Here is a 5,419-nt window from a genome sequence, read left to right as displayed (position 1 = left end):
GGGGGCGCGGTGCGGCGACGAGGACGCCCGGCAGGACCCGAGGGGCGGGGTCGAGGCGCAAGCTGGTGGCGTGGAGCCGCCCCGGGCGCCACGGCACGGGACCGGCGAGCCGCACGGGGGCGGCGGCCGGGACGGGCCCGTGCAGGCCCGGCGTCGTCGCGTCCGCGGTGGTGGAGGCGCCCCGGCCCGCGCTCGCGAACCAGGTGCGCCCCAGCGCGGGCGCCGCCACGACGCCGGCCAGCCAGCGTTCGGTGCCCTCGGCCACCCCCAGCAGGTCGGCGGTCTCGGCGTCCGCCGGGCCGGTGACGGCCACCGAGGTGCAGAACTGCGGCAGGCCGCGCACGAAGTTGGTGGTGCCGTCCAGCGGGTCGATGGACCAGCGGTACCCGGACGGCTCGGCCGGAAGGGTGGCGCCGTACTCCTCGCCGGTGATCTCGTCCGAGGGGCGGTAGCCGGCGATGACCTCCCGGACGGCCTGCTCGGCGCGGCGGTCGTAGTCGGTCACCCAGTCGGAGCCGGAGGACTTCGTCTGCGCGCCGATCTCCTCGATGCCGAGCGGGACGGCCGGGTGGTGACCGGTCCAGCGCCGGGCCAGGACGTCCGCGCCGGCGCGCGCGGCGGCCTTGGCGACCACGAGCAGGCCCGGGACCGTGGTGCGCGCGCTCATGCCGAGGCCTCCCCGTCTGCGGCGTCGTCGGCGGCGTCGTCCGTGTCCGCCGGGCGCACCGCATCCGGGCCGCCGGCCAGGAGCGCCGTGAACCCGGCCTCGTCCAGCACGGGCACACCGAGGGACTGCGCCTTGTCCAGCTTGGAGCCGGCGGCCTCGCCGGCCACCAGGAAGTCGGTCTTCTTGGACACGGACCCGGAGGCCCTGCCGCCGCGCACGAGGATCGCCTCCTTCGCGGAGTCGCGGGAGAAGCCCTCGAGCGAGCCGGTGACCACCACGGTCAGGCCCTCGAGCGTGCGCGGGGTCGACTCGTCCTGCTCGTCCTCCATGACCACGCCCGCCGCGGCCCAGCGGTCCACGATCTCCCGGTGCCAGTCCTCGGCGAACCACTCGATGAGCGCGTCCGCGATGATCGGACCGACGCCGTCGATCTCGGCCAGCCGGTCCCGGTCGCCGGCCTCGGCCGCCGCGCGCAGCGCCGCCATCGAGCCGAACGCCGTGGCCAGCGAGCGGGCCGCCGTCGGGCCCACGTGCCGGATGGACAGCGCCACGAGGGTGCGCCACAGCGGCTGGGACTTGGCCTTCTCGAGCTCGTCGAACAGGCGGAGCGTGTTGGCCGTGGGCGCGGACGGCTTCTTCGCGGTGCCGGCGGTGAAGAAGTACGGCTTGAGCGTGAACACGCCCGAGGGCACCATGCGGCCGTCCACCTTCGTACGGCCCTCGCGCCACACGCGGACCTCGCCGAGGGAGCGCTGCAGGTCCGTCAGCCCGTCCTCGCCGCGGGGGCCGGTGATCTCCTCCGGCGTGCCGGAGGCGAGGTCGAAGATCTGCGCCTCCGCCGTGATGGGGCCGGGACCCTCGGGGCGCACCTGCCCCTCGTGCTCGGCCGGGTCCTCGCCGGGGCCCTGGACGAGCCAGCGGGCGGCCTCCTCGCCGAGCGCCTCCACGTCGAAGGCGCCGCGGCTGGCCAGGTGCTCGACGCGGCCGGCCAGCTGGGCCGGGCAGGAGCGGGCGTTGGGGCAGCGCAGGTCCACGTCCCCCTCCTTGGCCGGGGCCAGCGGCGTGCCGCACGAGGGGCAGTGCGCGGGCATGACGAACTCGCGCAGCTCCCGGCCCGCCTCGATCGCCTTCTCGCGCAGCGGCAGCACGGGGCCCACGACCTCGGGGATCACGTCCCCGGCCTTGCGCACCACCACGGTGTCCCCGATCAGCACGCCCTTGGCCTTGACCACGTCCTGGTTGTGCAGGGTGGCCAGAGAGACGGTGGACCCGGCCACGGTGACCGGCTCCATCACCGCGAACGGGGTCACCCGTCCGGTGCGGCCCACCGAGACCGCGATGTCCCGCAGCAGCGTGTGCACCTCCTCCGGCGGGTACTTGTACGCCGCGGCCCAGCGGGGCACGCGGGAGGTGTGGCCGAGGTAGCGCTGGTCCGCGAACGCGTCCGCCTTCACCACGATGCCGTCGATCTCGTGGATCAGCTCGTGCCGGCGCCGGCCGTACTCCTCGATCACCGCGACGACGGCGGCCAGTGCCTCCTCGTCCGCGCCCTCCACCAGCCGGGTGTAGGGGCTGACGGGCAGGCCCCAGCCCGCGAGCGCGTCGTACACCTCGTGCTGGGACTCCAGCCCGAACGCCTCGACCGAGCCGATGCCGTGCACGAACATGGCCAGCGGGCGCTGCGCGGTGACGGCCGGGTCCTTCTGACGCAGGGCGCCGGCGGCGGCGTTGCGCGGATTCGCGAACGGCGTCTGGCCCTCCTCCGCACGACGCGCGTTGAGCTCGGCGAAGGCGGCGGAGGACATGAACACCTCGCCGCGCACCTCGAACTCGGCGGGCCAGCCCTCGCCGGAGAGCTCGTGCGGGATGTCCCCGATGGTGCGCACGTTGGCGGTGACGTCCTCGCCCGTGACGCCGTCGCCGCGGGTGGCGGCCTGCACGAGCCGCCCGTCCCGGTAGCGCAGGGCGACGGCGAGCCCGTCGATCTTCACCTCCACGAGCCAGCGGGGCGCCACGCCCGGTCGCACCTGCGTCAGGGCCTGCGCCGCGCGGCGGAACCAGACCTCGAGCTCCTCGATGGAGAACAGGTCCTCGAGCGAGTACATGCGGGCCCCGTGCCGGACGGGGGCGAACGCCTCCGAGACCTCGCCGCCGACCTCCTGGGTGGGCGAGTCGTTGGCCACGAGCTCGGGGTGCAGGGCCTCGAGGTCCTCGAGGCGGCGGTACAGCGCGTCGTACTCGGCGTCCGAGATCTCCGGGGCGTCCCGCTGGTAGTAGGCGGTCCGGGCGGCGCGGACCCGCTCCACGAGGTCCTCGTACTCCTCCCGCAGGTCCGCGGCGGGGATGTCCTGCGGATCGGGCTGGGCGGCGGATTCCTTGGGGGTGCTCACCCGGCCCAGCGTAGTCGGCGTCCCGGACGGCGCACCCGGGTCAGGGGATGCGCACGAGCACCGCCGTGATGTTGTCCCGGCCGCCGCGCCACAGGGCGGCGCCGATGAGCTTCTCGAGGGCGTCCTCGAGGGTGTCGGCGTCGTCGATCAGCGCGCGGATCTCCTCGTCCAGCAGCTCGCCGGTCAGGCCGTCGCTGCACAGCAGGACGAGGTCCCCGGAGGCGAGGGGGACCTCGGCCACGTCCACCGTGAGCGCCTCGCGCGAGCCGAGCGCGCGGGTGATGACGTTGCGGCGCGGGTGGACGCGGGCTTCGGCGGGGGTGAGCTCCCCCGCGTCGACGAGCATCTGGACCGCCGAGTGGTCCACCGTGAGCTGCTGGAGCACCGGCGAGCCGACGGGCCGCAGGTACACCCGGGAGTCGCCGACGTTCGCCACGGCCCAGCGGCCGCGCTCCGTGTCCAGGCAGGCCAGGACGGTCAGGGTGGTGCCGGAGCGCCCCAGCCCGGCCTCGACGACGGCGGCGTCCGCCTCGTGGATCAGGTGGCCGAGCTCCTGGGGCGTGTGGGCCGTGCCCGGGGCGAGCACCTCGGGGGCGCGGCGGCGCAGGGTCTCGATCGCGGCGGCCGAGGCCACCTCGCCGGCCTCGTGCCCGCCCATGCCGTCGGCCACGGCGGCGAGCACCAGCGGCTCCCCGACGAGGGTCCACGCGTCCTCGTTCAGGTCGCGGACGGCGCCCACGTGGGTGGCGCCCGCGGCCTGGGGCCGCGGCGCGGACGGGGTCTCGGGGCGGGGGTCCACGGGGTCCTCGATCAGTCGGCGAGCAGGGTCTGGGCCGACCCGTCCAAGAGCAGGGAGGGGCGGACCTCTCCGAACCCGCGGACGATCCTGGGCGGCTGCGGGACGAGCACGAAGCGCTCGTCCCGGGACAGGGCCGCAGCGGTCATGGCGTCCACGAGCACGGTACCCGGATCGGCCAGGGACGTCAGCCGCGCGGCGAGGTTCACGGTGGGCCCGTAGATGTCCCCCATGCGGGAGAGCACCCGTCCCCATGTCAGGGCGACGCGCGCCGAGGGCAGCTCCTCGTCCGCGGCGATGGTCTCGGCCAGGGAGAGCGCGATCGCGGCGCCGGCCTCGGGGGTCTCGGCGTTGAACATGACCTCGTCGCCGATGGTCTTCACGAGCCAGCCGCCGCCGGCCGAGATGGTCTCCGCGGCGAGGGACTCGAAGCGCAGCACCATGCGGGCCAGCGTCCGGTCGTCCATGGTCCGGGAGAGCGTCGTGTAGGAGACCATGTCCGCGAAGCCGACGGCGCGGGCCAGCGGCAGCGGCGCATCCGACTCGGAGCCGTCGCGGCCCTGGGCGCTGGCCGCCAGCCCGGCCTCCACGCGCACGGTCAGGCGCTGGACGGCGCGGTTGAGCTGGCGCCGATAGACGATCCGCATGGCCTTCTCGAGCGGTCCGACCATGTCCGGGAGCATGTCGACGACGGCCCGCCGTGCCTCCGGGTCCGTCAGGCCCTCGGAGGCGATCTTGTCCTCCACGAGCGCCTCGATCTGCCACACCACCATGCGGTCCGTCATCTGCCCGATCGAGCGGGCCAGCGAGATGGCGGTGTCCTCGTTCAGCGTCCCCGAGCGTACGAGCGTGAGCACGGACTCGAACGCCTCGATGTCCGCCTCGGTGAAGGCCTTGTGCCCCTCCGGCGACGTCGGATAGCCCAGCGCACGCCAGATCTTCCGGGCGGAGGCCATCGAGACGCCGAGGCGCTGCGCCACCTCCCGTGAGGTGTAGGCGCGCGGGCCCACCACCAGGCCGGCGTCGAGCGTGCGCATCGCGCTCGTCCAGCCGGCGGGCTCGGCGGACCGCTCCTCGACGTCGCGGGCGGTCTTGTCCTCGGCCGGCGGGACGATCGGCAGCGGTGCGGTGTCCGGTGTCTCCGGACGGCTCATCGGAGGTCTCCTGTCGGGACGGGGGCGGGCCAGGTCGCGGTGCGGGCCTGGCGGGTGAGGTGGGCCAGGGCCTCCTCGAAGCGCGCAGCCTCGGGGACGTCGCGCAGCCGCCAGTGGACCTGGCGGGCGGGCTCCTGGAAGAGGATGTGCAGGTCTCCGGCACCCGAGCCGCGGCGGCGCCGCTGCACGTCCGCGATGGACACGAGCGGCATGGCGGCACCGGAGCCGCCGATGCCGGCGCCCTGGAGGATGCGGCGGTCGGTGAGCACGGTGCGCCGGAAGACCCAGCGCCACAGCGGGCGGACGGTGCCGGGGAGCAGGACGAGCGCCGCGACCACCCACGCGGCCGCCTCGAGCACGGCGCGGTTCGCGGCGACGAGCCCGGGCAGGTCGGGGCGTGCGAGCACGCCGA

Annotated in this window: 5 protein-coding genes; all 5 read right to left on the bottom strand. The window is 75.2% G+C overall.

The features are described from left to right. Positions 1-667: inositol monophosphatase family protein (locus tag D8M29_RS08170; RefSeq protein WP_238693355.1), on the bottom strand; the 667-nt coding region annotated here is incomplete at its 3' end. Further along, complete coding sequence (ligA, locus tag D8M29_RS08165; protein ID WP_127435244.1) at positions 664-3,057, bottom strand: NAD-dependent DNA ligase LigA; 2,394 nt, start codon at positions 3,055-3,057, stop codon at positions 664-666. The genes ligA and D8M29_RS08170, both read right to left, overlap by 4 nt. Before the next feature lie 40 nt (positions 3,058-3,097). After that, positions 3,098-3,856 (bottom strand): PP2C family serine/threonine-protein phosphatase, encoded by a 759-nt coding sequence (locus D8M29_RS08160; protein WP_020625514.1) that lies wholly within the window; start codon positions 3,854-3,856, stop codon positions 3,098-3,100. A gap of 11 nt (positions 3,857-3,867) precedes the next feature. Next, complete coding sequence (locus D8M29_RS08155; protein WP_036317343.1) at positions 3,868-5,007, bottom strand: adenylate/guanylate cyclase domain-containing protein; 1,140 nt, start codon at positions 5,005-5,007, stop codon at positions 3,868-3,870. After that, the coding region (locus D8M29_RS08150; RefSeq protein WP_127445895.1) for a PH domain-containing protein at positions 5,004-5,419 on the bottom strand (416 nt) is incomplete at its 5' end. The genes D8M29_RS08150 and D8M29_RS08155, both read right to left, overlap by 4 nt.

The organism is Micrococcus sp. HSID17227 (genome assembly GCF_003989405.1).
GTDB lineage: Bacteria > Actinomycetota > Actinomycetes > Actinomycetales > Micrococcaceae > Micrococcus > Micrococcus luteus.
Note: the sequence above shows the minus strand (reverse complement) of the source record. Positions and strands in the feature narration are given on the sequence as shown.

Coding starts and splice junctions, on each gene's coding strand:
- D8M29_RS08155 (WP_036317343.1), bottom strand. CDS start 5,007: ATGAGCCGTCCGGAGACACCGGACACCGCACCGCTGCCGATCGTCCCG.